General features: G+C 53.7%; 23 protein-coding genes. 15 read left to right on the forward strand and 8 right to left on the reverse strand.

The genetic code is table 11. The features are described 5' to 3' along the window. Nucleotides 1-261 precede the first annotated feature (261 nt). The 4 genes from QQL54_RS12455 to QQL54_RS12470 all read left to right on the forward strand — a co-directional run bounded on the left by QQL54_RS12455 (nt 262) and on the right by QQL54_RS12470 (nt 1,893). Complete coding sequence (locus tag QQL54_RS12455) at nt 262-621, forward strand: ElaB/YgaM/YqjD family protein (protein ID WP_284391213.1); 360 nt, start codon at nt 262-264, stop codon at nt 619-621. A gap of 62 nt (nt 622-683) precedes the next feature. Further along, a complete protein-coding gene (locus tag QQL54_RS12460; RefSeq protein WP_284391215.1) occupies nt 684-1,148 on the forward strand; it encodes a hypothetical protein in 465 nt (154 codons plus the stop codon). Nucleotides 1,149-1,192: 44 nt separating this feature from the next. Further along, nucleotides 1,193-1,348, forward strand: coding sequence for a hypothetical protein (locus QQL54_RS12465; RefSeq protein ID WP_284391217.1), 156 nt, complete (start codon nt 1,193-1,195; stop codon nt 1,346-1,348). An 83-nt stretch (nt 1,349-1,431) separates the two neighbouring features. Next, entirely contained in the window at nt 1,432-1,893 is a 462-nt protein-coding gene (locus tag QQL54_RS12470) for a hypothetical protein (RefSeq protein ID WP_284391219.1), read from the forward strand. A 375-nt stretch (nt 1,894-2,268) separates the two neighbouring features. Here QQL54_RS12470 and QQL54_RS12475 read toward each other — a convergent pair whose 3' ends face one another. The 4 genes from QQL54_RS12475 to ubiG form a co-directional block, all read right to left on the reverse strand. After that, entirely contained in the window at nt 2,269-2,748 is a 480-nt protein-coding gene (locus QQL54_RS12475) for a DUF2141 domain-containing protein (RefSeq protein ID WP_284391222.1), read from the reverse strand. Between the two features lie 302 nt (nt 2,749-3,050). Continuing rightward, nucleotides 3,051-3,683 carry a ParB/RepB/Spo0J family partition protein gene (locus tag QQL54_RS12480; RefSeq protein ID WP_284391224.1) on the reverse strand — a complete coding sequence of 211 codons (633 nt, stop codon included), beginning with the start codon at nt 3,681-3,683 and terminating at the stop codon, nt 3,051-3,053. Between the two features lie 268 nt (nt 3,684-3,951). Further along, on the reverse strand, nt 3,952-4,611 hold the full coding sequence (locus QQL54_RS12485; RefSeq protein WP_284391227.1) for a ParB N-terminal domain-containing protein: 660 nt from the start codon (nt 4,609-4,611) through the stop codon (nt 3,952-3,954). Nucleotides 4,612-4,730: 119 nt separating this feature from the next. Further along, the gene (gene ubiG / locus QQL54_RS12490) at nt 4,731-5,504 is read right to left on the reverse strand and encodes a bifunctional 2-polyprenyl-6-hydroxyphenol methylase/3-demethylubiquinol 3-O-methyltransferase UbiG (RefSeq protein ID WP_284391229.1); all 774 of its coding nucleotides are present in this window, start codon (nt 5,502-5,504) and stop codon (nt 4,731-4,733) included. 92 nt (nt 5,505-5,596) lie between these two features. Between ubiG and QQL54_RS12495 the strand changes: the two genes are divergently transcribed. The 4 genes from QQL54_RS12495 to QQL54_RS12510 all read left to right on the forward strand — a co-directional run bounded on the left by QQL54_RS12495 (nt 5,597) and on the right by QQL54_RS12510 (nt 10,581). Continuing rightward, the gene (locus QQL54_RS12495) at nt 5,597-5,764 is read left to right on the forward strand and encodes a CsbD family protein (protein WP_284391231.1); all 168 of its coding nucleotides are present in this window, start codon (nt 5,597-5,599) and stop codon (nt 5,762-5,764) included. A gap of 209 nt (nt 5,765-5,973) precedes the next feature. Then, nucleotides 5,974-7,260 (forward strand): aspartate kinase, encoded by a 1,287-nt coding sequence (locus QQL54_RS12500; RefSeq protein ID WP_284391233.1) that lies wholly within the window; start codon nt 5,974-5,976, stop codon nt 7,258-7,260. A gap of 151 nt (nt 7,261-7,411) precedes the next feature. Then, nucleotides 7,412-9,145: a DUF1800 domain-containing protein gene (locus QQL54_RS12505; RefSeq protein WP_284391234.1), complete on the forward strand. Its 1,734-nt coding sequence runs from the start codon at nt 7,412-7,414 to the stop codon at nt 9,143-9,145. Between the two features lie 11 nt (nt 9,146-9,156). Continuing rightward, a complete protein-coding gene (locus QQL54_RS12510; protein ID WP_284391269.1) occupies nt 9,157-10,581 on the forward strand; it encodes a DUF1501 domain-containing protein in 1,425 nt (474 codons plus the stop codon). On the opposite strand, the gene QQL54_RS12515 is transcribed toward QQL54_RS12510, so the two are convergent. Continuing rightward, a complete protein-coding gene (locus QQL54_RS12515; protein WP_284391271.1) occupies nt 10,578-11,054 on the reverse strand; it encodes a GNAT family N-acetyltransferase in 477 nt (158 codons plus the stop codon). The genes QQL54_RS12510 and QQL54_RS12515 overlap by 4 nt on opposite strands. Nucleotides 11,055-11,102: 48 nt before the next feature. Next, nucleotides 11,103-13,817 carry a peptidoglycan-binding protein gene (locus tag QQL54_RS12520; RefSeq protein ID WP_284391272.1) on the reverse strand — a complete coding sequence of 905 codons (2,715 nt, stop codon included), beginning with the start codon at nt 13,815-13,817 and terminating at the stop codon, nt 11,103-11,105. A 208-nt stretch (nt 13,818-14,025) separates the two neighbouring features. On the opposite strand from QQL54_RS12520, the gene QQL54_RS12525 reads away from it, so the two are divergent. From QQL54_RS12525 to QQL54_RS12545, 5 genes are all read left to right on the forward strand, one after another. Continuing rightward, nucleotides 14,026-14,532 (forward strand): MerR family transcriptional regulator, encoded by a 507-nt coding sequence (locus QQL54_RS12525; protein ID WP_284391273.1) that lies wholly within the window; start codon nt 14,026-14,028, stop codon nt 14,530-14,532. Next, nucleotides 14,532-16,322: an acyl-CoA dehydrogenase C-terminal domain-containing protein gene (locus QQL54_RS12530; RefSeq protein WP_284391274.1), complete on the forward strand. Its 1,791-nt coding sequence runs from the start codon at nt 14,532-14,534 to the stop codon at nt 16,320-16,322. The genes QQL54_RS12525 and QQL54_RS12530 overlap by 1 nt, the downstream gene beginning before the upstream one ends. Nucleotides 16,323-16,431: 109 nt before the next feature. After that, nucleotides 16,432-17,592 carry an acyl-CoA dehydrogenase family protein gene (locus QQL54_RS12535; RefSeq protein WP_284391275.1) on the forward strand — a complete coding sequence of 387 codons (1,161 nt, stop codon included), beginning with the start codon at nt 16,432-16,434 and terminating at the stop codon, nt 17,590-17,592. A gap of 153 nt (nt 17,593-17,745) precedes the next feature. Further along, nucleotides 17,746-18,126, forward strand: a complete 381-nt coding sequence (locus QQL54_RS12540) for a DUF1304 domain-containing protein (protein WP_284391276.1) — start codon at nt 17,746-17,748, stop codon at nt 18,124-18,126. Nucleotides 18,127-18,154: 28 nt separating this feature from the next. Then, a complete protein-coding gene (locus tag QQL54_RS12545; protein WP_284391277.1) occupies nt 18,155-18,451 on the forward strand; it encodes a putative quinol monooxygenase in 297 nt (98 codons plus the stop codon). A 78-nt stretch (nt 18,452-18,529) separates the two neighbouring features. On the opposite strand, the gene QQL54_RS12550 is transcribed toward QQL54_RS12545, so the two are convergent. Beyond that, nucleotides 18,530-21,436 (reverse strand): M16 family metallopeptidase, encoded by a 2,907-nt coding sequence (locus QQL54_RS12550; protein WP_284391278.1) that lies wholly within the window; start codon nt 21,434-21,436, stop codon nt 18,530-18,532. After that, complete coding sequence (locus QQL54_RS12555; RefSeq protein WP_284391279.1) at nt 21,433-21,936, reverse strand: MarR family winged helix-turn-helix transcriptional regulator; 504 nt, start codon at nt 21,934-21,936, stop codon at nt 21,433-21,435. The genes QQL54_RS12550 and QQL54_RS12555 overlap by 4 nt, the downstream gene beginning before the upstream one ends. A 252-nt stretch (nt 21,937-22,188) precedes the next feature. Here QQL54_RS12555 and carB point away from each other — a divergent pair, with 252 nt between their 5' ends. Further along, nucleotides 22,189-25,476 carry a carbamoyl-phosphate synthase large subunit gene (carB, locus tag QQL54_RS12560; protein WP_284391280.1) on the forward strand — a complete coding sequence of 1,096 codons (3,288 nt, stop codon included), beginning with the start codon at nt 22,189-22,191 and terminating at the stop codon, nt 25,474-25,476. 94 nt (nt 25,477-25,570) lie between these two features. Further along, nucleotides 25,571-26,293, forward strand: a complete 723-nt coding sequence (locus QQL54_RS12565; protein ID WP_284391281.1) for an aspartate/glutamate racemase family protein — start codon at nt 25,571-25,573, stop codon at nt 26,291-26,293. Nucleotides 26,294-26,316: the final 23 nt, after the last annotated feature.

The raw sequence follows: 26,316 nt of genomic DNA on the forward strand, positions 1-26,316 counted from the left end.
GAAACACCGGGATGAAGGGGAGTTACCGGGTGTTTTATGCTGTTGTTAAAGTGAATACGCCCGAGCTTTAAATTCGGTTCCCAACAAAATAAAAAAGTTTTTATCTTGTGATATCTGGTTTTGGTAACCGGTCTGATTATGTCGATAGCTGCAAACAAACACGACTCTTTTGGAACGAATCCAGGGGTCTTGTCGTTGAATTGATGAACGCGCATCATTCGGATGCGCCCGGACAATCAACCCCGAAGAAGGAGCCCCATCATGGCGACCGTCAAGACAACCACTCCCAAAGTTACAAAAAAAACGACAACAAAAGCCCCAAGCGTTACGACAACGAGCGCCAATGTCGTCCCAATGACGAACGATATTTCTCAGCAACTTGAAACGCTTCGTAATGACCTAAAATTGCTTGCTAAGTCTGTTAAAGAACAGACTCTTGCAAAAGTTGAAGGCCGCACTGAAACGGTTAAAACTGTCGCTGTTGATCAGAAAGACGCTGCTGTCGCTCGTTATGACGAGCTGACCACAAAAGCTGAAATTCAGATCCGCGAAAAGCCTCTTACTTCGATGGCTATTGCCGCTGGTGCTGGTCTTGTGCTCGGCGCTATCTTACGCAAATAGTTCGCCCATTTTTTGCCCGGCGCCAATGGCGCTGGGCTTTTCTTTATCGATAGGAGAGTGGAGTGCTGAGATACGCAACCATTATTGCTCCACTGCTGATGCGCAAAGGGACACCCAATCCGGTCAGGGTTCTGACAGGCTATATGGGGGCCCTTTTTATGACGTTGTTTGCGGGGGTTTTCTTCCTCGCAGCTTTGTTCACCTGGATCGCAACCAATTTCGGCCTGGATGTCGCTTTTCTGACAATCGCGCTTATCCTAACATTAGGTGCGATTGGCCTGACGATCATGGCGCGTGTGTCCAAGACCATTGAACTTAAAAAGGTCGAAGACCGACACTTGCGCATAAAAACTATGCTCGCTTCCAAAGAAGATCCTTTATCTGATCACATTCCGGAAGATATTTTGATGCATCCCTTCACCCAGAAAGTTCTGGCGCAGGTTGAAGACAAACCTTGGATTGCCAGCGCGACGGCACTTGGGCTGGGTATGATGCTCTCGCATCAATTTCTGGACGCTGTCGAATAATTGAAAACTTATAAAAACCGACAAGACGAAAAGGACAGACCGATATGACTGATCTTCACACCGACGACCATCCCGCTGATCTCGATCCTGTCGAGGCTCAAGCCGGAGAACGCTCACCAAAATTTTGGTGGATGTTCGTTGTCTCAACAGCTTTGGTCCTAGTCGCCATGATTGTCATCTTCATGACAGTGGCCATCTAGGTAGTATTTAACGCAATCATATAGACCTTTAGGTTGACACAAAAACGCTCGGAACTCCTCGTGAGACCGGGCGTTTCTTATATATGGAACATACAACACTCACTCTGACCCGAACCCTCATTCTTGCAGCGGCCGCCACTGCTTTGACACTCGGCGCAAGCCAAGCTCACGCTAGCGACAATACGAATACGCTGAATGCGTATGAAGCCCAGATATGGGTTTATGAAAAGCTAGCCGTGAGTGAGACGCCCAAGGTCATCCGCCATTATGAGGCTCTGCCAGAGCTTGTCGTGCCTCTGAATACAGACATGCAGATGAATGGTCTTGCTGGCGCACACGTGATCCATAGATCAAGTGAGTTCAAGTCTGACACAGATCTTCGTAACTTCGATCTAGTCGAAGATAGCCCCGTGTTTATCGGGACGTCCGGTCAAACGGAATTCGATACACGCGATGCTCAACGCGACAGCGGTGCTTATCCTGAAGCGCTCGGTGTTGACCCGCTCTATACGGTTGCAGGTGCTGGCGTCTCGACCTCATTCTAGACGCTAAGAAGTAATTGCGCGTCCTTTGACATACAAGCTGATTACCTAATTTCACTTGTAGGCACTAAACTTAGACTCCTCACTTACAAATACTACCAGTTCGTGAGGCATCCTTCGTATCATCCCCAACACTCTCACCCGATCACACTGTTGCAGGCAGTCAACAAGACGCACGGACAATAAGACTGTCCGCGTCAGAGCTATTCACCAATGCAAAGCCAATCTCTCTCTGAGAGCCAGCTTTAAAGTTGAATTTTCTGACGGACGGTCCAGTTAAGATCGTAATGAATGCGAATGAGGTATTCTTGAAGTGTCTCTGCCCAAAAAAAAGCCAGCTTGAAAGCTGGCCTTTATACTCATTTATAGCGTTATTGATTAGCTGAGATCGATGGTCTGGGTCATCCGACCACGCGGCAGAGAGAAGCGAGTTTCTTTCCACTCAGGGGCGCTGAACGGGTCAGATGCGTTGTTGGAGAAGCCGTATGACTCCGACGGAATTCCCATGAAGTTTGTATTGAGTTCACCGTCGCTATTTTCGTCATGGAAAACTTTAAACGCATAACGGCCCACTAAAAGATTGTCGAAAACGACTTCAACGACTGTATCGTCGACTTTCACAGTTTTGCCGATGAGTTCTTGATCAGTTTTGTAGCCGTCCTCAGCGTCATATAAACCAATGAGCAGTTGCCCGTCAGAGCTGGGGAGGCCTTCAATCCGCAAAACGAGTTTCGCGTGAGCTGCGCCGCCTTGGCTTTGTGCAGCAAGGAATTCGGAGGCCTTAGCCGAACCACCGATAGGAAGGGCGAGCGTTGCAGCGAGGGCGCCGGCGAGGGCAATGAAGCGTTTGGTATTCATGTCATTCCATCCTTATCTGGTTCGGCGAAGCCGGGAGGTGGCCTCATAAGAAAGGCCAATGCTTTTGTTCACCAGATGAACGCGCAAGAGATCGAATGCGTTCCAATAGAAACGAATAAAAAGGTAATATATTCAGATGTTTATGGAATTTTAAACGTGCGGAGACGGCCTGTGTCGATGAGTAGAACCGACGAGCACCGAGATGGGAATAAAGTTGCCCGTCGGCCCTCTTAATCTATGCGTGGCGACCCATAAGGTTCCCGACGGCAGCCATTTGTACTGACTTTTCAGCGGGTCTTGGGTTAAGCTGCAACCAAATCTGCTTCAGCCTCTGCTGGTGACGTCTCTTCTAATATTTGTTTGGGTGTCGCAAAGGGGCCGAGTTCGCGCAGCCGCGCAACCTGTGCCCGTCTGTCCGGTAAAGCCGCATAAGCGCGGGCTTGAGAAAAATTGATCACACGTCGGAAGAATGCGGCACGGACAGCCGGATCGAGCCGAGAGAGGGAGAGAATGTCTCGGACGCATTGGTTTGAGATACAAAACCGATCAGCCATCTCTGTGACAGAGGCGCCGTCATGGAACTGGCTCAAAAGCGCTGCAAACAAATCGCGGTTGGAAACAAGGATAGGAACGCGGCGCTCTGCTGCGGTCATCTCATCCGTCAGCAGGTAGGGGATATGCGTCAATGACCGGGGCAACCGGTCTTCAAATGCAAGGCGTCGGATCGCTGCTATACGTTTCCGTCCATCGACGACAATGAAATGACCCGCTCTGTCGATCGCGACAATTGGGGAAAGTAAACCAAACCGGATAATACTATCTTGCAGCGCTTTAACATCGCGTAGTCGATTGCCAGTGAGTAAGCGTCCTCGTAGTAGTTGAAACCTATCCACAGGCGCGTGACGCGGGATCTGCGTTTGTGCTGTGCATAACATATGTAGACCTCCAACCGACGTGGTTAATGAGTCTTATATGTTGGGGAACATGACAGGGTTCCGAATATTAGATTAAACCCTGCCCAGTGTGATTAACGAGGCATTAATTTTTTGTTGCGGAAATTTTGATGCCTTAAGTATCCACAAGTCATCAACAGGTCGTCCACAAAGCCCAAAAAGTTATCCTTGGTCATTGTAAATGGCATTGAGTAGATTTTGTTCTGTGGTTTGTTTTGATGATTTTACGATCACCTTACAGATGTCATATTCAAGGGTGAGAAAGACGATTTTCGTTTAAAATCTGTTTTGGAGTCGCCCCTTTGCCGAGCCGCATCAGGCAAATATCCTGTTCGTAAGGACTAGGAATGGCGGCGTAAGCGCGCGTTTGTGGAAGATCGATCGAGCGATCAAAAAAGGCCATACGAACCATGGGAGACAGACGTGAAAGCGACAGGATATCACGCACGCACTGACGAGAGATCTGGAATCGATCTGCAATGGTGCCGGTAGATGTGCCGCGCTGGAACTCAGCTTGCACGGCATCAAATAGGCTTGAATTGGAGAGAAGAGCCGATGCAATGGGCTCAGTCTTCTCTGTCTCGTGGGCAAAAAAATACGGTAACCGTGAAAGTGAGCTTGGCAAGCGCCCTTGGAATTCAAGCCGTCTGATTGCAGTTAGCCGTTTGCGCCCATCAATCACGGTTAAGCGCTTAGATTTTTTAAGGGCGATAAGTGGGGAAAGCAGGCCAAACCGGGCAATGCTATTTTCTAAAATCTGAATATCGCGAAGACGTCTGCCCAACAAAACCTGCCCGCGAATTAGGTCAAATTCATCAAGACTAGCATGTCGTGGAATATAGGTCTGAGCCTTAGTTGACATCAGAAATCCTTTAACCGAACGGGCTGGCAACTGTTCAATTTGTCGCATGCCAGATGTGGTTAAGAAACTAAAACACACTTTCCAAATAGGGTTAACTAAGACTTAAAATATTTAGGGACGAAATTTCAGAAATTAGTTTTTCTACGACTATTATTGGGTATTAATGGTCATCCAGGCTTCACCGCAGAGGTGACATAGTTAATGGATGTATCGTCATTTAGTCGCCAGCGTTCGGTCATTGGGTTCAAACTCATGCCTGTGACACGCTCGACGTTCAAACCTGCTAGGTTGAGATAAGCCGTCAATTCTGACGGACGCACGAGCTTGTCATATTGATGGGTTCCGCGGGGCAGCCAGCGCAGCACATATTCTGCACCGACGATGGCGAAGGCGAAGGCTTTGAGAGTCCGGTTGATGGTCGAGCACATCATGATCCCGCCTGGACGGACCATCGCCGCGCAGTCTGCGATAAAGTCGCGCGGATTGGCGACATGTTCGATCACTTCCATGTTGAGAACGACATCATAAGGCGTTTCGCCCGCTTCAACCATTTGCTCGATCGTGCCGTGACGGTAGTCCACCTCTATACCGCCTTGCTTGGCGTGTGTTTTTGCCGTTTTGACATTTTTTTCTAACGCGTCGACTCCGGTCACGGTCGCGCCCAGTCGCACCATTGGTTCACAGAGCAGGCCGCCGCCACAGCCAATATCGAGAACGCGGAGCCCCTCTAAAGGTCGGTCTTGATCAGGATCGCGCAGAAAGTGGTCGCAAACCGTCTCCTTAATCAGCGATAGCCGCGCCCCATTCATGACGTGCAGGGGGCGGAACATGCCGTCTGGATTCCACCAGTCATGCGCCATGCGGGAGAAGCTCTCCATCTCGCGCGGGTCAACAGAAACTGAGGTCAGATGTTCGGGAGCGTGGGTCGTGTCGTGTGCCATAACTCTACATACGCGCCTGAGCGCAATTCGGAACCGTAAAGGCATGTGCGCCGTTTAATTTTCATATCCCACCCCGAAACAGGAGACAGACTATGAAAAGCGAACATGTCAAAGCTGGCGCCAATGACCTTAAAGGCAAAGCCAAAGAAACGGTTGGTAAGGCGACGGATGACAAGAGTTTGGAAGCCGAAGGTAAAGGCGATCAACTCAAGGCCAAAGGGCAAGACTTCATTGGCGACGTCAAGGACGTACTAGACTAGGCCGCACAAAAACCAAGATACGTTGAAGACCGGGCTTCATGCTCGGTCTTTTTTTTGCCAAATGATTGAGGGGGACGGCTTTTAGAGGCAAAACTTTGCCTGTCATGCAATATGGATGTTTCTAAAGGCAAATCATCCCGCCTTTCCCTTTGCTTGCAGAGACGCCTTCCCCTACAGGGCTCGCCTTAATCTGAAGGAGCTGAGCGCAGATGGGGCGCATTGTCATGAAATTCGGCGGCACGTCAGTCGCAGATCTGGAACGGATCCGGGCGGTCTCGGCGCTGGTCGCGAAGGAAGTCGATGCGGGCCATGAAGTTGCCGTGGTCGTCTCTGCCATGAGCGGAGAGACGAACCGTTTGGTCTCGCTGGTCGATGCGCTGGATGCTGATTGCCCGCCGGGGGAAGATAAATGCGGCGGCGATATTCACGATGAGTATGATTCCATAGTCGCCTCGGGTGAACAGGTTACGTCCGGCTTGCTGGCTATTGCGATGCGCCGCCGCGGCATTCGCGCCCGGTCTTGGCTTGGTTGGCAGATCCCACTGCGCACCGATATGGCCCATTCGAAAGCTCGGATCGCAGAGATTGAAAGCTCCGCCATTGGCCCAAGCCTCGCCGACGGCAATGTCGCTGTCGTAGCAGGATTTCAGGGTATTAGCGATGATGGCCGGATCTCGACATTAGGGCGCGGCGGCTCGGACACATCGGCCGTGGCTCTGGCGATCGCGCTGAAAGCAGACCGTTGTGACATTTATACAGACGTCGACGGTATCTATACGACCGACCCCCGCATTGTGCCTGAAGCTCGCCGCTTGAACCGCATCGCGTTTGAAGAGATGTTGGAGCTCGCTTCGCTTGGGGCCAAAGTTTTGCAAGTCCGGTCTGTCGAACTGGCCATGAATTATAATCTACCCATCCGGGTGCTGACGTCGATGGCCGTTGAGGGCCAGGACAATCCCGGCACTCTTGTCTGCCACGAGGACCAAACCATGGAAGAGCGCGTCGTTTCCGGTGTCGCCTATTCGCGCGACGAAGCTCAGATCACTCTGTTAAGGCTCAGCGATAAACCAGGCATGGTTGCCAAGGTTTGTAAGGCGATGAGTGACGCTAATGTGATTGTCGACATGATCGTCCAAGGCATCTCCCGATCTGATAACGCCGCGAACTTAACCTTCACGGTTGGCGAACGAGATCTCGATATTGCTCTGGCCGCATTGGAGGCTGCGCAAGAGGAGATCGGCTTTAAAGCGATCAAACATGATCGCGACGTCACCAAGGTCTCCGTCGTAGGGATCGGCATGCGGTCGCATACTGGCGTGGCGCAAACCATGTTCGAAGCCCTCGCCGAGCGGGGCATCAACATTGAAGTGATCGCAACGTCAGAGATCAAGATTAGCGTGTTGATTGACAGTGAATATACGGAGCTGGCCGTCCGCGCGCTCCATAACGCGTTTGATCTTCATGAGACAAAGGCGCCGCCTGTCACTGCACCCTAGATTGCACCTTCACCCCATTTCGGCTTAAATGACCGCAATTGCGGTCAAAATAGGCTGTGTTGCGGTAACCATCATATTTAGGCCTCAATTAAGAGAGAGCCGACAGTCTGACTTGGGGGTATCCGCCAAAGCGGACCTGTCGGAGGGATCTATGGGAATGATGCGTGTGATGGCCCCCGCTCTGGCGGCCCTGATCCTCGCGGCCTGTGGCGGTGGGGGCGGAGGCGGCGGAACCGCACCGCCCGCAATCATTGTCACACCGCCCCCGCCCCCTCCGCCGCCGCCAACACCTTTGGCAGAACTAGAAACCAAAGCTGAAGCCGCCGCCTTTCTCCAGACCGCCGGACTGGCGACCAAAGCCGCCGATGTGGACGCCTTAACGGGGAAGAATGCGTCGAGCTGGATCACTGAACAATTAGCCAAACCAGAATTTGGCTATGAGGCGCTGATGCGGGCCCGTGTGAGCATAGACGACGTCTCACGCAGACAGTCGTCTCAGTCCATGTGGGAAGCGATGATCACGTCAGACGCCGAATTACGGGCCCGGATGACTTTCGCGCTCTCGCAAATCACGGTCATCAGCAACAACCAATTTTCCAGCCGTGTACGGTACGGTCTTGGTACGTGGCTTGATGTGCTTGATCGTAACGCGTTCGGGAATTACCGCGATCTGATGCAGGAGGTCACCTATTCGCCGATCATGGGCGAATATCTGACCTATGCCTATAATCGGAAAGGCGACCCGGATACAGGGCGTCAACCGGACGAAAATTACGCTCGCGAGATCTTGCAGCTCTTCACCATCGGTCTGGTCGAGCTGAATATGGACGGCACGGCGAAGCTCGACAGTAATGGCAATGAGATCGAGACTTACAATAATGAAGATGTGGTTGGACTGGCCCGCGTCTTCACGGGACTGGCGCATGCCGGGACCGATTTCCGCTCAGGCCGCCGGGGGGTCGATGCCTATCACGTGCCGATGGAGATGTATCAGGACTTTCATTCCACATTGGAGAAGAGTTTCCTGGGCACGACCATTCCGGCGAATACGCCCGGCACGGCATCTGTTGATCAAGCGCTGGACGCTATCTTCGCCCACCCCAATCTGGCACCCTTCATATCCCGCCAACTTATTCAACGCTTTACGGCAAGCAGCCCTAGTCCTGCCTATGTCGGCCGCGTTGCTAACGCGTTTGAAACCGGCGCTTACACAGCGGAAGACGGCACGGCATTCGGGACGGGTCAACGGGGTGATTTATCGGCGACACTGGCGGCGATACTTCTGGACGACACGGTTCATGACGGTGTTCAGGACGCGACCGAAGGGAAGCTGCGCGAACCCGTTTTAAAATATGTCCAACTCGCGCGAACCTTTGCCAAACCGGACTCACTGCGCCTGACCATCCCAGAATATAACGTGTTTGCGGATACGTCCGATCCAACGCGCTTGCTGGGGCAATCGCCCCTGAAAAGCCCATCGGTATTTAACTTCTATCGACCGGGCTACGTCGCGCCGGGATCAGAGACCGGCGATGCGGGGTTAACCGCACCGGAACTGCAGATTGTCAATCAGGCGTCCGCGCTCGGCTATCTCAACTTTATGACTCGGTTTTTGATCCAAGGGGATACGGACCGGGTTGGTATCCCCGTACCAGACTTGTCTGAGGAACTCGCCATTGCGGCCGATGCCGCAGCTCTCGTTGATCTGCTTGACCTCAAGCTAACAGCGGGCCGGATGAATGCCACAACTCGCACCGCAATTGTCGAAGCCGTCGAAGCCTTACCGGTACGAGATACGAATTCTCGCGATACGGATATCCGTTCTCGTGTGCGGATCGCCATTCTTATGACCGTCGGCTCTGCCGATTTTGTCGCGCTGAATTAGGGGACGAGATCATGACCAATTATAATCGACGTCTCTTTCTACAAGCCTCCGCGGCGGGTTTCCTCGGCGCAACGGGCGCGCTGGCGGGTCTTGGCCGTCAGGGGGCTTTTGCGGCTGACACGGGTGGCTACAAAGCCATGGTTGGCATTTTCCTTAAGGGCGGCGCTGACATGTTTGATGCGCTGCTGCCACGCGATCAGGCCAGTTATGACGCCTTAGTCGATGTCCGTCCGGGGATTGTGAACCGCTATGGAGACGGCTCGCGTGCTCGCGAAAATCTCTTAGCACTCAACCCACTCGGACCCGACATGTTCAGCGGTCGTCAATTTGGCCTAGTCCCGGAATTAGCGCCGCTGAAGGCCATGTTCGACGCCGGCGAAGGTGCGGTCGTCGGCGCGGTTGGGCCGTTGCTAACGCCCACATCGCGCACCGGTATGGCGTCCGGAACGGATGCTTTGCCCAAGCGGCTCTTTTCTCACAATGACCAGCAATCAACCTGGATGGCGCTCGAAACCGAGGGGGTCCGTCGCGGTTGGGGTGGGAGTTTCATGGATGAGATGATTGCGAGCGGTTCCGGGGTCGGTAATCCCGACTTCTCGCTGATCACGGCGGGGAGTGGTGATATTTTCTTGGCCGCAGAGCGGGCTCTACAATTTAAAGCCCCGGAAAATCCTGAAAATCTCGGCATTGATATGAGCGTCCGAACGAACCTGACCTCAGGCAGTCACGGCGCTGCGGCGCGCGACAAGATGGATCAATTTCTTCGTGATGCCACACATGGGTCTAGCAATCCGTTCGCGCGGGATGTCGTGGCCGGTCAGGCCCGTGGGATCGAGAATATGCGGGATTATCGAGAGGCGTTTGCCCAAGCAGGGTCTGTCGGCACACCTTTTCCGAATAGTTCATTAGGCCGACAATTGTCGGCGATTGCCAACGCTATCAATCTACGCGGCGTAATCGGCAATTCGCGGCAAATATTCTACGCGGATACAGGCGGGTTCGATTCTCATAATAATCAGTCAGGCAGTATGCCCGGTCTGCTCGGCGGTTTGGCGCAATCCATCGCGGCCTTCCGTGACGCGTTGATTGCCATGGGGGTGTGGGGCCAGGTCACAGTCTTCACCATGAGTGATTTTGGACGCACGCTCGGGGATAATGGCGACGGCACGGATCATGGTTGGGGTAGCCACCAATTCGTCTTTGGTGGATCGGTGCAAGGCCAACGTATTTATGGCGACATGCCGGAATTGGATCCAGATGGGGAACGCTTCACCAGCTCGCGCGCGCGTCTGATCCCGTCCGTGTCCGTTGATCAATATGCGGCGACTCTTGGATCATGGTTCGGGTTAGACGGCAGCGAAATTGACCGGGTCTTACCCAACCTCAGTCGGTTCAACCAACGTGACCTCGGCTTCCTCAGCGGAACCTCAGCCTAGTGTTTAGAAGTTAGATCGAGCGCCATGAAACGAGAATCCATCGGATTGTCGTAATAACGGTCGATATCAACAAAACCGAGCCGTTCATAAACGGAGTTGGCATGGGTCAGACCGCGGTCCGTATCGAGTAAGAGGCGGACGTAACCCTGCTCACGCGCGCCTTCAATACAGGCTTGGCAGAGCGCTTTGCCGACGCCGTGTCCACGGCCTTCTGGTGTAACCCAGAGGCGTTTGAGCTCCCCCGTACACTCATCAAATGGCTTTAGCCCGACGGCGCCGACCTGATGACCGTTGACCTCAGCTAACCACAAGGCATCGTAAGTCTGGGGGAAATCTGCAAATTCCCGCTCCGTCCCCTGAAAGGAGAGGGTCTGGCCGAGATAGGCTTCGATGAAGTGCAGATAATCAAGAAAGAGCGCGCGGACGTAGGCGATCTGTTCCGTTGTTTCAGCGCGACGGACTTGCAGGCTCATAAGGTGACTATCGCCCGGCTGAGCGGGTGAGTGCAAGCGAGAAGCGGTTTAGGAGCCTGAGGCCTGTGCCAAGCGACTGACGAGTTCGCGGCTAACTTGACCGGTTTCGGACAGCCCATTGGCGCGCTCAAATTCGACGATTGCGGTTCGGGTTCTTGATCCCATCACGCCATCCGGGGTGCCGACGGAATAACCCATTGAGGCGAGTAGGGTTTGAGCCTCTAACACTCGGTTATTGCTGGATGAGCTGGCGCTCGTCACCCACGGAACATTCGAGAATATGCCGTTTGCGGCTTCATCAATCGGGCGCGGTGTGAACGCTTGGATGCGGTCATCAATCGCAGTGAGCCGATCGGCATCCAGACTGGCGCGGAGCGCATCACGTCGCGACACGGCAAACTGATCGCCTTGGCTAGCCGCGATAGAATACCAAAATAGAGCTTGTTCCGGATTTGGGGTCGAGCCGATTTCACTGCTTTCGGACAAGACGGCGAGATTGAATTGCGAGTCGACGACGCCTCTGCGCGCGGCCTGTTCAAACCAAGACTTTGCGGCGTTCATATCTAACTCAACGCCGCCGCGACCTTCTGTATAGAATAAAGCCAGATCATGCATGGCAATCCGGTTGCCGCCTCGGGCGGCCCGTTCGATCAACTGACGCGCCATGACATCGTCTTGAGGAACGCCTTCACCCGATTCATAGAGCTTGGCGAGGCGATAAAGCGCAGCAGGTTGGTTGGCGCTGGCGGCCTGACGAATGAGTGACGCGCCGTCTTCGGTCTCGCCTGCGTCAAGTTTAGCTAGACCCATCTGGAATTGAGCAATGGGATTACCCGCTTCAACGGCTGCTTCGAGCGTATCGAGCTCAGCACTATCAATGATGACGGGCTGAGTTTCGGCATAGTTGCCTATCGGCTCAGTGGACGGACCCGCAACAGCCCCCGTACCGATATTGGCATCAAGGGTGTTCGGGGTTTGGGCCCCATTATTGAGCGGGAAAGAGTTGTTGGGTGATGTCGTTGTCACGACAGGCGGCTGACCACCCTGAGCTAAGGTTGAGTCAGGATTATCGCCTGTACTCAAAATCATCCGTCCGGCCATTAAGGCGACCACGGCAACGCCAGTCGCTAATAGAGCAACACGGACATTCCGACTGGATAAAGACGGCATCGAGAAGCGCTGGAGCGGGCTAGTTGAGGCGACACGCACCGCCATGGGCGATTCAACCCTTGAACGCGCCATGAGGCCCGCGCGCATATTGACGTTCTCCGCATAGGCCGGATTGGAATAAACTTCTTCGGGCAGAGGGGCCGGTTGGAAATCTTCTGCGGCCGGCAAAGGCGGCAGAGATGTCGGCATTTGGAAAGGTGGCAGAGGTGGCGGACGTGTTGCGTCCCCGTGAGGTTGGACTTGGAAAGGTTGTGCGGGCGGTGCTGCCTGTGGAACCACGGGTGTTGGAACAGGCTGGTCCAGCGTTAAGGGCGCTTGGGTCTCTAACGCCGCCGCATAAGGATTGGATGGGTCTGCTGATCGGGCGGGCGCGGGCACGAGTGTCGGAGCGGCTGCGGGCGTGCGGAACGTCGTGAGGCGGTCTTTTAGCGTCTGAATCGGATTGGGCGGCAGATCGGTCTCGACCATGTCCGCAAGGGGTTCTCTTAAGTTCGTCACGGACGATGTCGATGTGTCGGGCAATGGCGGGAGTGGCGCTAGGGCCATGGGCGGGGTAGCGCCTGATCCGCGTTCAAGTTCGATGACGCGGCGCTGTAGCCCTTCAATTTTATGATCAATGTCTTGGCTGACGCGCTCAACGACACGTTCGGCTGCGCCAGTGCCAACAGCCAAGTGTCGCGCCTCGACTTCCTTTAACCGGGCGTCGAGTTCAGCCTGTGTTTGCAGGGCCAGTTCATTGATTTTCTCCGCAACACCCTCGCTGGATGACTGACGCCGCTGTTCGAGCCTGTTATGGATTTGCTCGATCGTCGCGCCGACACGGTTGAGCGCTTCGGCGCTATCGCGTTCGACTGCGGTGACGCGCTTTTCAACATCATGCTGCGAAGTCGCAATAGCGAGTGTCAATTTTTCAGTCAGCGTGTCGAGTTCAGCTTTACGGTTGCGGCTTTCCGCCTTCATCCGGGCGTCAACCGCGCGGGCAATGTCGGCGAGGTGTTTATTGACCTTCGTGATTGCGTCGGCTTGTTCGATTTCTGCTTTATCAAGACGCATAGAGGCGCGTCCAACGGCGGCGTCCAGATAATCCAGCCCGCCTTCCGAGAGGGCGGATTTGAGTTCTTTACGAATAGCCTCGCGCATATCAGTTGATTGCTGGTCGAGCCGGGTTGTGAGGTCGCTGACATGTTGCGTCAGTCGGCCTTTCTGGGTCTCGGTCGATGTTTTGAGGCTGGCCTCCAGAGCGGACACCACAGTTTGTAGCGAGGCTAAACTGCTCTGTGTCGCTTCATCGGCGCGTTTCAATCGCGCTTCCAATCGGTCGACATCGGCCTTCAGAGATTTCGCTCGCGCGGTCTTAGCAGGAGTCGGTTTGCGGCGGCGGGTCGCAGGAGTCTGCGAGTCTGAACTTGTTTCCTGTGTCTTGGCCTTTGCGGGCTCAGACGTCTTCGCGTCGGATTGGCTGACTTCAGACTTGCTGGACTGAGTTTGCATCGGTTCGGTAGATTTTGTGGTATCAGTTTCGCGCGCAGCCGTATCCGACCCGTCTGACGGGTTGTTTGATTTAGGAGCGTCATCGGCAACCCGACTGACCATAGCGCTCGCGTCCTTCTCACAATCCTTGTGTCGATTGGTCCTGCCGGGATTCCCCGAATCAGTTAGGCCAAACGGGACCGGCGCCCCGATCCAAGTCTGTCCATCGCCTCTCTATGGTTAAGAGGCGGTTAAACCGTTAACGAATCAGATTTCTGTTTACCTTGACGTTAACGTCAACTTATGCCACCAAGCTAATGTGCTCGATGGTATGAACATTCACAAAGGTCAGAATAAGGCCTCCAAAAGTGACGTTGCAAACGCGTGGACGATCCGCGAGTTTGCCGACATGTTTGGCGTCACAACCCGGACGGTTCGTTTCTACGAAGATAAAGGGCTGCTTAGCCCTGAACGGATTGGCCAGAGCCGAACCTTCCATCGTCAAGATCGGGCTAAGTTCGAGCGGATTTTACGTGGCAAGCGTTTAGGGTTCTCTCTGGATGACATGCGAGCTGTGTTCGACGTGCTTGAAGGGCGCATCACCGATGCGAGCGAGCTGCGTCGTCGGCGCGATAATTTCCAAGCCGTGATTGATGGGTTGGCGGATCGTCGCCGCGATGTCGAACAACTGGCCGAGGATATGGGCGAGATCGTCGCGGTTATCGATGCCCATCTCGAAGATAATTCAGACGTTACCAATCAGGACGTCTCCACATTGGCTGACCGATATCAGGCAGCTTTCAAAAACCACCTTATTGCTCAACAAGGATCAATTTAATGCCAAGCTACAAGGCTCCCGTGCGGGACATGCAATTCCTGCTTCATGAAGTCCTCGGTTTTGAGGATCTAACGAAATATGACGCGTTCTCAGAGGTCGACGCTGATCTGGCAGATGCTATTCTCGTTGAAGCGGCCAAGTTTTCTGAAGATGTGCTCGCGCCGCTCAACGTGGTTGGTGATCATGAAGGTTGTACCCGCCATGCGGATGGCTCTGTCACCACGCCGACAGGCTTTAAAGACGCCTATAAGCAAATGTCCGAAAACGCTTGGTCGGCGCTCTCGATGGATCCGCAATATGGTGGGCAGGGTATGCCCGGGATGCTGGGCATTGCCGCGTCTGAGATGTGGACGTCATCGAACATGGCTTTTGCTATGTATCCCGGCCTGACTGGCGGCGCGATCAAAGCGATCAGCGTGGGCGGATCGGATGAGCAAAAACAGACCTATTTGCCGAAAATGATGTCCGGCGAATGGACGGGGACAATGAACCTGACTGAGCCGCATTGCGGCACAGATCTCGGCATGTTGAAAACCAAAGCGGTTCCGAACGCTGATGGCTCTTACAAAATCTCTGGCCAGAAGATTTTCATCTCTGCGGGTGAGCACGATATGAGCGACAATATCGTTCACCTCGTCTTGGCCCGAATCGAAGGTGCCCCCCAAGGCACAAAGGGCATCTCGCTCTTCATCGTGCCGAAATTCAAGCTCGACGAGAACGGAAACCCCGGCGAGCGCAACCCTGTGTCCTGTGGCTCCATCGAAGAAAAAATGGGTATCCACGGCAACTCAACCTGCGTCATGAATTATGACGAAGCCGAAGGCTATCTGATTGGTGAAGAGAATAAGGGTCTGCGGGTCATGTTCGTCATGATGAACGAAGCCCGCATCGGCGTTGGCCTCCAAGGCTTGGGTCAATCCGAAGTCGCGTACCAGAACGCCGCTATTTACGCGAAAGACCGTATTCAGGGTCGCGCGTTGACCGGACCGAAGAACGAAGACAAGCCCGCTGACCCGATCATCGTCCATCCGGATGTGCGTCGTATGCTGATGGAAACCAAAGCCTTCAACGAAGCTGGCCGTGCGCTACTCTATTGGGCGGCGAAACATGAAGACATGGAAAAGCATTCCGGCGACGAAAAACTCGCGGAAAAATGCGATGATTATCTCGGCCTGCTAACCCCCGTCGTAAAAGGCTATTTGACCGATATGTCGATGAAGACGACGATTGATTGCCAACAAATTTTTGGCGGCCACGGTTTTGTGGAAGAATGGGGCATGTCCCAATTCGTTCGCGATAACCGCATCGCCCTGATCTATGAAGGGGCCAACGGCGTGCAAGCCCTTGACCTTGTCGGTCGGAAGCTCGCTCGCAATGGCGGTCGCGCGCTGATGACGCTCAATGCTGAAATCGATCAGTTCGTCAAAGACAATAAAGACACGGATGGATTATCTGAATTTATGGATGGTCTCGCTGATGCTAAAACCAAGCTGACTGAAGCAACCATGTGGCTGATGCAGAACGGTATGAAAGACCCGAATAATGCGGGCGCTGGGTCGACCGATTATATGCACATGCTCGGCCTTGCGACGCTGGCCTATATGTGGGCCAAAATGGCGGTCGTGGCACAAGCCAAGATCGACGATGGATCGAATGAGGATTTCTATCCGAACAAGCTGATCACGGGCCGCTATTTCATGCTGCGCATGCTGCCGATGATGGACAGCCACTTGGCCAAAATCAAAACCGGTGCCGAGCCCTTGATGGCGCTGGATGCAGCGGCGTTTTAAACCGCCCATCATCCACCTGATAAGATCAGCCCGCGACGTTTTTCACGCCGCGGGCTGAGTTCGTTTTCTGCTAAGCTGATCCTACCCAACCTATCTGAAGGACGACCCCATGGCCGACGTGCTCGATTTCAAAAACCCTGATTGGTATCAGGAAGAAGACATCAACATGTTCCGCGATGCAGTTTATAAATTCTACGCCAATGAAATGGCGCCGCATTCGGAAGAGTTTCGCAAGAACAAAAAGGTTGATCGCAAGTTCTGGAATCAAGCTGGGGAGTATGGCTTGTTGAACTGCGCCATCCCTGAAGAGTATGGCGGCGGTGGCGGCGATTACCGCCATGAAATGATCATCATGGAAGAACTGGAACGCGCCGAAGTCGACGGGTTCGGCCTCTCGCTCCATAACGCGATCGTTGCGCCTTATATCCTGCATTACGGCACGGAAGAGCAGAAACAGAAATGGCTGCCGCGTATGGCGTCAGGCGAGCTAGTCGGCGCGATTTGCATGTCCGAGCCGGGCACGGGGTCCGATCTGCAAAATGTCAGAACCAACGCCAAAAAGGACGGCAACGGCTGGATCATCAATGGCTCCAAGACTTTCATCACCAATGGCGGCACCGCCAACCTGCTGATTATCGTTGCCGATACAGGCGGCGAGGGCAAACACTCCAAATCACTGTTCGTGGTTGAGACGGATGATCTCGACGGTTTCCGCCGTGGCCGCATCCTCGACAAGGTCGGGATGGAAGCTCAGGATACGGCTGAATTGTTCTTTGATGATATGAAAGTGCCGGCCGACGCGCTTCTCGGCGAAGACACAGGGCAGGGCTTCATCCAACTGATGACGGAACTGCCGCAGGAACGGCTGAACATTGCCGTGCAAGGCGTCGCCGCTATGGAAAAGGCGCTGCGCCACACCATCGAATATGTGAAAGATCGCAAAGCGTTCGGACAACGGATTATTGATTTCCAGAACACACAATTCGAACTGGCTGAACTCAAAACCATCGTCACGGTCTGTAAAGTCTTCACCTATGACTGCGCCGAAAAACATCTGCGAGGTGAGCTTGATACGGTCACGGCGTCAATGGCGAAATATTGGGTCACGGACCGCGAATGTGAAGTTATGGATCGCTGCTTACAACTCTATGGCGGATACGGCTTTATGAATGAATATATGATCGGTCGCCAATGGCGCGCCAGCCGTGTGCAGCGCATCTATGGTGGCACGAATGAGATCATGAAACTGGTGATTGCTCGTTCATTGTAGTCCTATCGAACACAGCCAATGCAAAGCGCCCTTCGCGGCGCTTTTTTATACGCTTTGCTGTGCGCTGGCACATATTCGACAGACGCATGCTGGACGTTTAAAGGCCTATTTCGACAAAGGGCTCTGTGCGGGCGATTTCGAAGGTTTTGTTAGATGCATATTGTCAGTAAAGTTCTGATCGGCTTAGTCGCGATCATCCATAGCTACATTCTGGTCTTCGAAATGTTCTTATGGGAAAGTCGCGGGCCAAAAGTCTTCACGAGTTTTGCGCCAGATTTGTTTGCGCCCACCAAAGTGCTGGCGGCTAATCAAGGGCTTTATAATGGCTTCTTGGCGGCGGGCCTGTTTTGGGCGCTTTTCTTTATCAAGGACGTGAGTTGGAAGCGGAATGTCGCTTGCTTTTTCTTGGCCTGCGTAGCGGTTGCCGGGCTTTACGGCGCGATGACGGCGTCCATGAATATCATCTTCGTTCAAACCGTTCCGGCGGTTCTGGCTCTATTGAGCGTGACGCTTTTAAAGCCGAGACAGCCGTAATTGCGCGGCACAGGATCAAAGGTTGGATATGATCATTGTAGTCGGCTCAGCGACCGCTATTCTTGGACAAGAAGGGGCGGTCCGCGCGCTCAGCTTGGCGCATGTCCGGCGCTCGCGAACCGAACCCGGCTGTATCGCGCATGATGTCACCACGGATTGCGAAAATTCTTCCCGGTTCGTGTTTGTCGAATATTGGCGCGATGTGCCGGCGTTGATGGATCACTTTGCGCTTGACGACTCGAAAGCGTTTGTGCGGGCGCTCAGACCCTTACTATCAGAAGATCCTGACATGAAAATTTTCCATTCCGAGCCTGTCCCGATCTAGAGGCGTGGTGAGGGCTTCTCAGCCAGAATGACCGTCATGGAGCCACAGTCCGGATCGCGGGTCACGTAAACCAGACTGTCAGTCCATCGATGAACAGGGCGTCCCCGTTTCGTCAACTTCAATGACGGGATATCCTAAACTCGACAGCCCGTCGAACACGTCGGCCTTGCTTCCAACGATGACGATGATCTGCCTCTCTATATTGAAGATGCTCCGCGACTTTTCGTTCAACGTGTCGACGGTCATTGATCGGAGAGCCTCGGCTTGTTCATCGAGATAGTTTTGATCCAAGTCGTAGAGCGCCAATCGGGATAATAGAAATATCTTCTGCGCGTGTGACTCGAAATTCAGAGCGTTGGATTTCGTAAAGTAGGCTTTCGTGAAAGCCAGCTCCCCGGCCCGTAGACCCGTATCGGCCATCTTTTCCATTTCCGCGATGATTTCGCGAAGGGCATCGACGGTCGCGTCTGTTCTGACGCCAGTATCGATCCGAAACCTGCCATAGTCACCATTGGCAGACACTCGCGAATGGATGCCGTACGTATACCCTTTGTTTTCACGAAGGTTCGAATTCAGTCGGGAATTGAAATCAGCGCCGAACATGTAATTCATGACGCGTGCTTTGTAATGGGCGTCGTCATGATCAAACGCGCTACCCGCCCGGCCTACTCGAATTTCCGACTGGGTCGCTCCGGGTTTGTCGACGAAATAGATGACCGGCTTTGAAATCACTGGGAAGGGCTCAACCGTGAAGGATCGGTCCGGCGCGACTTCCGTATCTTTCAAAGGCGACAGCACTTGCGTCAACTCTGATTTATCGAGGTCTGACGCGGATAGAATCTGAATGCGGTCGGCCGTGTAGTGGGTTCTGTAGAACGTTTTCAAATCGTCCAGACTGATGGCCTCTAGCGTTTCGGGTAAGCCGGCGCTTGGATAAGCAAAGGCGTTGTCGGAACCATAGACCAAGCGGTTGAACAGGGACGAGGCCAGATATGATGGGCGCTTCAGTGAGGATTGCGCGTTGGATATGGCTTGTCGTTTAGCCGTCTCGAACTCTTCCGGATCGAATTTCGGCGCCAGTAGATGTTCCGCGACGATCATCATGCTTTGCTCTGCATGACGCGACGGTGTCTTCAATCGAAGTGCGGACAGGGACTCTCCCACGCTGATGTTGAGGGAGGCTCCCAGCGAATTCAGGTGCTCGGAAAGTTCGTGTGCGGGCGTGTAAAGTGACGACTCTTCGAGCATGGCTGTCATGAGTTTGGCCATGCCGATACGATCTATCGGATCGTCCTTGCGACCAATGTCCATCAGGATTTCGATCGTCGTTATCGGCGCTTCGTCACTTTGCGTCAGAAATACAGGGACGGTGTTGGCGAGATTAAACTTCGTAAACGACGGAAGTCTCGTTTTCTCCACCGGTCCCGGTTCAGGTTTTACACTCCGATCAAAATCATCCTCCGGCGCCTGCCATTCGGGTCGGGAAATGCGGTCCAGTGACGGTATTTTCCGCCCGGGATATACATAGTTATCTTCGGGAATAATGAGGTCAGTTCGCCCGTTTGGAACGACCCGGGTGATAACCGCTGAGGCGTCTTTGATATGTTGGGTGTATGCCTTTGCAATATCGTCAGGCGTCACGGACATATACCGCTGCATATCGTCTTCAAAATAATCCGGTTGGCCCAAATAGGTTTCGTGCACCGAGATATAGTCGACCTTTTCATGAACGGTTTCGAGGTCGTACAGTTTGTCGGATGTGATGCCGGTTATGACGCTCTGTACATCCACATCGTCCAGAGGGTTGGACATCATGTCTTGTAGCGTTTTTTCGATGAGAGCCTCTGCATCGGCGAAGGAAAACTCTTCGTTGGACCGCATCAGAACTTCAATGGTCATGAAACAGCTGAGTTCGCGACAGAAATTCTGCACAACCACATTTTCGGTCAGGCCGGACTCTACCAAGACCTTTTGCAACGTCGAAGATTTGCGAGTTCCAGCCAATATAGACCAAACATCAAGTGCGGCCTCGTCCTGTCCATAGGCAATCAAATCTAGCGGATAGTCTATTCTGAGTAGGGGCAGTTCGATATTATCTTCCATTGAGATATATCGGTCCGATGGCAAAGTTATTGTGGGGATAGAAAGTGGGGCTACCTCAGGTCCGGAAGGGATAGATCCGAAATATTTTGAAATCCATCCAAGTGTCGTCTCTCTATCAAAGCTTCCACCGATCGTTAGGACTGCATTGTTCGGACCGTACCAATCTTGAAAGAAAGCCGTCACATCGTCCAAGGTGGCAGCGTCAAGGTCATCCACATAACCGATCCTGTGCCAGGAATAGGGATGCCCATGCGGGTACATGGCTTCGCCAATTCGCTCCATGACAACGCCATAGGGAACGTTGTCGAACTTCTGATCCCGTTCATTTTTGACGGCGTCTCGCTGCGTCTCGAATTTTTCCTGAGTGATATCGGCGAGCAGGAATCCCATACGATCGGCTTCAAGCCAGAGCATGGGCTCCAACTCGTTGGATGGGACTGTCTGATAGTAATTTGTCCAGTCGTCCGTGATCTCTCCGTTTGCAGACCCACCGGCTTCGGACACAATCTTAAAATGTTCATCATCGCCGACATGTGCCGAGCCTTGGAACATCATATGTTCGAATAAATGCCCGAAACCGGAGCGGCCAGGCTCTTCACGGTTTGAGCCAACATGGTAGCGCACATCGATATGGACCAACGGATCCGAACGATCCTTGTGCAAGATGACTGTCAGCCCATTGTCCAATTCGTATTTCTCGAACCCGATGCCAGGATTGTCGGTCTCTGGGCTATAGGTCTGAACATGGCTGATGCCTGAGGGTAGACTTTTTGAGACGGACGGTGCAGCCGTTTCGGCGCAGCCTGCAGCGGCCAATGCAATGACAGAGCTGAAGGATAGGATGAGGGCTTTCAGCGCGGATGAATCCGAACGATATGTCATAAGGTTTCGTCCAGTGTCATGATTTGGGAGAGTCTGGCCTTTAGGGGCGCGTCCGTGAGGGCTTCTTGCGCGGCGAGCATAACTGCACTCAGATCGATCCCAATTTCAGCATAGAAAGCTTTGTAGGCACGCGCGATCTGACTGAGGCATATTTCAAGTCGGTCTGCCTCGGCGCGCCCTTGTTTTGTTAGAATGATCTCGCTCCGACGGCGATCCTTGGGGTCAGAGCGCTTTTCGATCAGGTGGAATTTGTCGAGTATTCCTAGATGTTGGGCAATGGTCTGATGCGGGTGTTTGAGGATTGTGGCGACATCAGCCATCGATAACGGTTCGAACGCGTGCAGGGCCATTAAAGTGGACGAGACAGCGACTGGGACGACGATGCCGCTGTCTCGATAGACGGCTCCAGCCTGTGAATCGAGCAGACGAAGCAAGTCTGACAGTTGTTTTCCCAAAAAAGCGGTCTGGGCTAGTTCAAGGTCGAAGAAGTCGTGTTCCAAGTCTTGTACTCCAATGCTCTGTATATTGCGCAATATATAGCGTATATATTTCCATCAAGTCCTTTTTGCTGTGCACAGGCTCAGCCTGATATATGTGATGCTGTCGCAACGCCTCCGAGCGAAACCGATTTTTTGGGTTCAAAGCTGCAGGTGTAAGCTGTGTGAGACGATTCCAAGCTCATGCTTGCGACTCGCTTCCCATCTCACTAACAGACGACAATTTGCTTTTTCGCTGTCACGGATCGCGACCCTATGCCCAAGCGTACCGATATTCATTCTATCCTCATCATCGGGGCCGGACCGATCATTATCGGACAGGCGTGCGAGTTTGATTATTCCGGGGTCCAGGCCTGTAAAGCGCTGCGCGAAGAGGGTTACCGGGTCATCCTCGTCAATTCCAATCCCGCCACGATCATGACGGATCCGGATATGGCGGATGCGACCTATGTCGAACCGATCACGCCAGAGATTGTCGAGAAGATCATCGCCATTGAAAAGCCGGATGCGCTGCTGCCGACCATGGGCGGGCAGACCGCGCTGAATTGCGCGCTTGCGCTGGAACAGATGGGTGTTCTGGATAAATATGGCGTGGAGATGATCGGCGCGAAAGCTGACGTCATCGACAAGGCCGAGAACCGCGAGAGATTTGCCGAGGCCATGACCAAGATCGGGCTGGAAAACCCACGCGCGACCATCGTCACCGCGCCAACGCGAGAAGACGGCGAGGTCGACATTACGGCTGGTGTCGCTGAAGCCATGGCCGCGCTCGATTTTACGGGCCTACCTGCTATCATTCGTCCAGCCTTCACCATGGGCGGCACGGGCGGCGGGGTCGCTTATAACATCGAAGAATATCGCGAGATTATCCGCTCTGGCCTGTCCGCATCTCCGACTAATCAAGTGCTGGTTGATGAGAGCCTGCTCGGCTGGAAAGAATATGAGATGGAAGTCGTGCGCGACCGCGCCGACAATTGTATCATCATCTGTTCCATCGAGAACATCGATCCGATGGGCGTGCATACGGGCGACAGCATCACCGTCGCGCCCGCTTTGACGCTGACCGATAAAGAATATCAGATCATGCGCGACGCCAGCATCGCCGTTCTACGCGAAATCGGCGTAGAAACAGGCGGGTCAAACGTTCAGTTCGGGATCAATCCCATCGATGGCCGAATGGTCGTGATCGAGATGAACCCGCGCGTATCGCGTTCCTCAGCGCTCGCGTCTAAAGCGACCGGGTTCCCGATTGCCAAAATCGCAGCCAAGCTGGCCGTAGGTTATACGCTCGACGAACTCGATAATGACATTACCGGCGCAACGCCTGCGGCGTTTGAGCCAACGATTGACTACGTCGTCACCAAAATTCCGCGCTTTGCGTTCGAAAAATTCCCCGGTGCAGAATCCGTTCTGACGACCGCGATGAAATCAGTTGGCGAGGCGATGGCGATTGGCCGGACTTTTGCTGAAAGTTTCCAAAAGGCGCTCCGCTCCCTCGAAACCGGGCTGACTGGACTGAATGAAATTGACTTCGACGATAGTGACCCGGATGCGCTCAAGGCCGCGCTGAAGGCGCGATTGTCTATCCTCGCGCCGGATCGTTTGCTCGTCATTGCACAGGCGTTTCGTCACGGCATGAGCGTCGAGAAGATTTTCCAATACACCTCGATCGACCCTTGGTTCCTGCGCCAGATTGAAACCCTAGTTAAGGCTGAGAGTTGGCTTGCTGAGACGGGTCTGCCCAAGACCGAATCTGAATGGCGCGCGATCAAGGCGGAAGGATTTTCCGACGCGCGTATCGGCGAGTTGACTGACACTAAGGAATCGAACGTTCGGAAAGCCCGACAAAAAGCGGGCGTCCGCCCGGTCTATAAACGGGTCGATACATGCGCGGCGGAATTCGCAGCGAAGACGCCCTATATGTATTCGACTTATGAAACGCCCAGTTTTGGCGGTGTTGCTGAGAATGAAGCGCGCGTGTCTGACAAACAGAAAGTTGTCATTTTGGGTGGCGGTCCCAACCGGATCGGGCAAGGCATCGAATTTGATTATTGCTGCGTTCATGCCGCTTACGCGATGGCCGATCTCGGCATTGAATCGATCATGGTCAATTGCAATCCGGAAACCGTTTCGACCGATTACGACACATCCGACCGGCTTTATTTCGAACCGCTGACCGAAGAAGATGTTCTGGAGTTGATCCAGGGCGAGATGGCCAGTGGTGAGTTGCTCGGCGTGGTCGTGCAATTTGGTGGTCAAACCCCGCTCAAACTTGCGAGCACGCTGGAAAAAGCGGGCATTCCCTTGCTCGGCACACCGTCGGACGCGCTTGACCGGGCGGAAGACCGGGAACGGTTCAAGGCGTTGGTTGAAAAATTGGGTCTTCGTCAGCCGAACAATGCCATCGCCCGAACGGTCAAAGAGGCCAAAGAGGCGGCGGCCACAGTGGGTTTCCCGCTGGTTCTGCGTCCCTCTAACGTACTCGGCGGGCGTGGTATGGAAATCGTGGATAATGATGCGGAGCTAAACCGTTATGTTACTGAGGCCGTCAAAGTATCCGGCAAGTCGCCATTGCTGATCGACCAATATTTACGCGACGCGGTCGAGGTCGATGTCGATGCGATCTGTGACGGCACCGACGTCTTTGTTGCGGGCATCATGGAACATATCGAAGAAGCTGGCGTGCATTCGGGTGATAGCGCCTGCTCCCTGCCGCCCTACACCTTGTCAGACGATATTCAGGACGAAATGCGCCGTCAGGCGCGCCTGCTCGCGTTGGAACTTGGGGTTGTCGGGCTGATGAATATCCAGTTCGCCGTGAAAGGCGATCTCGTTTACCTCATCGAGGTCAACCCGCGCGCCTCCCGGACGGTACCATTTGTTGCCAAGGCCATTGGTCTGCCGGTTGCCAACATCGCGGCCAAGGTGATGGCAGGAAAGCCGCTCTCCGAGTTTGATCTGAGCACGCGGCCGCAGAAATATATTGCGGTCAAGGAAGCGGTCTTCCCGTTCGCGCGCTTTCCCGGTGTCGACACAGTGCTCGGCCCGGAAATGCGCTCGACGGGTGAAGTGATGGGCCTTGCCGATACGTTCGGCGTGGCGTTCGCCAAGTCACAATTGGGCGGCGGTGTGACCCTGCCAGACACAGGCACAGCGTTCATCTCGGTCAAGGAAGAGCATAAGCCGCTGATGGCAGAACTTGCGCAAGATCTCATCGATATGGGCTTCTCGATCATGGCGACGGGCGGCACGACTAAATATCTGCGCGCGCAAGGGATTGAGGTCGATTACGTCAAGAAGTTCCATGAAGGCCGCCCCAACATTGTCGATGCGATGAAGAACGGTAAGGTGCAGCTCGTCTTCAACACGACCGAAGGCAAACAAGCCCTCAAGGATAGTTTCTCCCTGCGCCGTACTGCGCTGGACCAGAAAATTCCCTACTTCACCACCGCCGCCGCCAGCCGCGCTACGGTCGAAGCGATCAAGGCGCTGAAAGCGGGTGGTTACGAAGTAGAGAGCCTACAGAGCATTGCGGCTGGGTGACGGAATGGTATCTGTTGAATAGATGTCGACGTGTAACCATCATTCAAGATGGCCAATAGCTTTGTAGAAACTACAAGTGCAAAGGTCCGATGCTATGAAACATATCGGAATATTGGGACATAGCGCCGAAGGGGCTGGCCTGTGTTTTCAAACGATAGTCCGTGAGGCTGCCGAATGTCTTGGTGAGCAAAACCACCCCGTTATCACGATGAATATTCGCGCTATGGGCCCAATGATGCCTTTGTGGGAAGGCTTCGAGTTGTCTGAATTATCAGAAATTTTTCACAGCAGTCTTGAGTCACTTGAACGATCGGGCGCAGATTTTTTCATCTGTCCTGACAATACAGCTCATCTAGCGATCGCGGCGATGGAGGCTGATTTTCCTATCCCAGGAATCCATATTGTCGATGTCGTACAGAACGAAATGATACGGAATAATTTTCGGTCGGCAGGGCTGCTCGGAACGAAATGGACCATGACAAGTGATCTCTACAAACGCAGCCAAGAGGATGGTGGCCCCGCTATTCTTATCCCTGAACAGGCTGAAAGAGATTACGTCAATTCAGCTATCTTCAACGAATTATGCAATGGTCAATTCAAGGCCGACACACGGTCGCGCTTTACAGACATTATCCAAACGCTGAAAAATGACGGAGCTGACTGCGTCATTCTTGGGTGCACGGAAATCCCTCTTCTGATCGAACAGGCAGACTCGCCTTTGCCAATCTTGGATTCTACTCGACTGCTAGCGCGATCCGCTATCGCGCACGCAATCGGGGTAGGAAAGCGCAACGGATCGTTGCGTCAGCGCTTTTAAGGACGAACGCCTAGGGCCGTCAT

The organism is Algimonas ampicilliniresistens (assembly GCF_030159955.1).
Taxonomy (GTDB): domain Bacteria; phylum Pseudomonadota; class Alphaproteobacteria; order Caulobacterales; family Maricaulaceae; genus Litorimonas; species Litorimonas ampicilliniresistens.

What these genes read in the sequence shown, in the direction of transcription:
- QQL54_RS12455 (WP_284391213.1), top strand. Translation starts at nt 262, where the DNA reads ATGGCGACCGTCAAGACAACCACTCCCAAAGTTACAAAAAAAACGACA.
- QQL54_RS12465 (WP_284391217.1), top strand. Translation starts at nt 1,193, where the DNA reads ATGACTGATCTTCACACCGACGACCATCCCGCTGATCTCGATCCTGTC.
- QQL54_RS12470 (WP_284391219.1), top strand. Translation starts at nt 1,432, where the DNA reads ATGGAACATACAACACTCACTCTGACCCGAACCCTCATTCTTGCAGCG.
- QQL54_RS12475 (WP_284391222.1), bottom strand. Translation starts at nt 2,748, where the DNA reads ATGAATACCAAACGCTTCATTGCCCTCGCCGGCGCCCTCGCTGCAACG.
- QQL54_RS12480 (WP_284391224.1), bottom strand. Translation starts at nt 3,683, where the DNA reads ATGTTATGCACAGCACAAACGCAGATCCCGCGTCACGCGCCTGTGGAT.
- QQL54_RS12485 (WP_284391227.1), bottom strand. Translation starts at nt 4,611, where the DNA reads ATGCGACAAATTGAACAGTTGCCAGCCCGTTCGGTTAAAGGATTTCTG.
- ubiG (WP_284391229.1), bottom strand. Translation starts at nt 5,504, where the DNA reads ATGGCACACGACACGACCCACGCTCCCGAACATCTGACCTCAGTTTCT.
- QQL54_RS12495 (WP_284391231.1), top strand. Translation starts at nt 5,597, where the DNA reads ATGAAAAGCGAACATGTCAAAGCTGGCGCCAATGACCTTAAAGGCAAA.
- QQL54_RS12500 (WP_284391233.1), top strand. Translation starts at nt 5,974, where the DNA reads ATGGGGCGCATTGTCATGAAATTCGGCGGCACGTCAGTCGCAGATCTG.
- QQL54_RS12505 (WP_284391234.1), top strand. Translation starts at nt 7,412, where the DNA reads ATGGGAATGATGCGTGTGATGGCCCCCGCTCTGGCGGCCCTGATCCTC.
- QQL54_RS12510 (WP_284391269.1), top strand. Translation starts at nt 9,157, where the DNA reads ATGACCAATTATAATCGACGTCTCTTTCTACAAGCCTCCGCGGCGGGT.
- QQL54_RS12515 (WP_284391271.1), bottom strand. Translation starts at nt 11,054, where the DNA reads ATGAGCCTGCAAGTCCGTCGCGCTGAAACAACGGAACAGATCGCCTAC.
- QQL54_RS12520 (WP_284391272.1), bottom strand. Translation starts at nt 13,817, where the DNA reads ATGGTCAGTCGGGTTGCCGATGACGCTCCTAAATCAAACAACCCGTCA.
- QQL54_RS12525 (WP_284391273.1), top strand. Translation starts at nt 14,026, where the DNA reads ATGAACATTCACAAAGGTCAGAATAAGGCCTCCAAAAGTGACGTTGCA.
- QQL54_RS12530 (WP_284391274.1), top strand. Translation starts at nt 14,532, where the DNA reads ATGCCAAGCTACAAGGCTCCCGTGCGGGACATGCAATTCCTGCTTCAT.
- QQL54_RS12535 (WP_284391275.1), top strand. Translation starts at nt 16,432, where the DNA reads ATGGCCGACGTGCTCGATTTCAAAAACCCTGATTGGTATCAGGAAGAA.
- QQL54_RS12540 (WP_284391276.1), top strand. Translation starts at nt 17,746, where the DNA reads ATGCATATTGTCAGTAAAGTTCTGATCGGCTTAGTCGCGATCATCCAT.
- QQL54_RS12545 (WP_284391277.1), top strand. Translation starts at nt 18,155, where the DNA reads ATGATCATTGTAGTCGGCTCAGCGACCGCTATTCTTGGACAAGAAGGG.
- QQL54_RS12550 (WP_284391278.1), bottom strand. Translation starts at nt 21,436, where the DNA reads ATGACATATCGTTCGGATTCATCCGCGCTGAAAGCCCTCATCCTATCC.
- carB (WP_284391280.1), top strand. Translation starts at nt 22,189, where the DNA reads ATGCCCAAGCGTACCGATATTCATTCTATCCTCATCATCGGGGCCGGA.
- QQL54_RS12565 (WP_284391281.1), top strand. Translation starts at nt 25,571, where the DNA reads ATGAAACATATCGGAATATTGGGACATAGCGCCGAAGGGGCTGGCCTG.